The 1,305-nt window shown below is 55.7% G+C and carries 1 protein-coding gene; it reads left to right on the top strand.

All coding sequences use genetic code 11. The features are described from left to right. Positions 1 to 1,003: ATP-binding protein (locus CEK69_RS20885; RefSeq protein ID WP_226975253.1), on the top strand; the 1,003-nt coding region annotated here is incomplete at its 5' end. Positions 1,004 to 1,305: the final 302 nt, after the last annotated feature.

Below are 1,305 nucleotides of genomic sequence, written 5' to 3' on the forward strand. Positions count from 1 at the left end.
TAAGGCCGAATCGGCCTATCGCCTTTCACCCTATTCTGCACAATTGACGTGGAAGCTAGAAGGTCCAGAGCGAGCCTACGAACATTTCGGACCGCCATTTCTGTTGAGTACGACACGTTTGTACCAACGTATCCGCAACATCCAGCTTCGATTGCTTCCGCAAGATGAGCTGTTGCCGGTTGAAGTTTCCAAGTATGACCAGAAGATCGTGCTGGAAGCACTGCACAACTGCATTGCTCACCAGGACTACACCCGTAATGGACGCGTAGTGGTGACAGAGCTGCCGGACAAGCTGGTGTTCGAGAATGAAGGCTGCTTTTTCGAAGGTCAGCCAGACGAATACATCCAGGGTGACAAGACCCCACGTCGCTACCGCAATCCTGCATTGGCCCAAGCGATGGTCGAGCTGAACATGATTGACACCATGGGCTACGGCATCCACGAGATCTATAAAGGCCAAGCCAGGCGCTACTTTCCTCTTCCTGACTACGACTTGAGTGAGCCGGATGCAGTCAGGCTGACGGTCTACGGTGGTGTGGTGGATCCTGCCTACAGCCGTCTGTTGATTCAGAAGACCGACCTGTCACTAACGGATGTGCTGGCACTGGACCGTGTGCAGAAAAAGCTCCCCATTCCTGATGAAGCGGCGATCCGCCTGCGGCGCGGCAAGCTCATTGAAGGGCGTAAGCCGAACTTCTACGTGTCAGCCGCTGTGGCCGAGGCAACAGCGAACAAAGCCGACTACATCCGTACCCGAGCGCAAGATGATGCGTTTTACGCCAAGCTCCTTACCGACTACCTAGAGAAGTTCGGTCACGCCAATCGTGCTGAGATCAATCAACTTCTGATGGACAAGCTGAGCGATGCGCTGAATGACAAGCAGAAGTACAGCAAGATCAGCAGCCTGCTTACCAGGATGCGTCGGCAAGGGGCGATCGTAAACACAGGCTCGGACACCGCCTCTTGCTGGCAACTGAGACGGGCGATTGCAGAGAGAAATTAGATGGAAGCAAAGAGATTTTGATTTAAAAATTTAAAAATCAATAACTTACGTAGTTTGTGGCGCTCTGGAACCGCAGCCATGCAAAGAGCTCTGGCAAAGACATGTGAGGTCGAGTGATGGCGGTCGCCGATGCCAGCTCGCATCGGGCAAGGTGCGCGGCGCTGCGCCTTTCTTATGCTGCCAAGGCCGCCAGCTGCGCGCGCTGCTCCTGCAGCCACTGTTCGAACGGCAGCGGCGCCTGCCCGGTCAGCGCCTGGTAGTCGCCGGTGACGGTGGCGACGCGGCCGGCGGCGGTGTTGTTG

It is taken from the genome of Xanthomonas sp. LMG 12462, assembly GCF_009192885.1.
In the GTDB taxonomy this organism is placed as follows: domain Bacteria; phylum Pseudomonadota; class Gammaproteobacteria; order Xanthomonadales; family Xanthomonadaceae; genus Xanthomonas_A; species Xanthomonas_A sontii.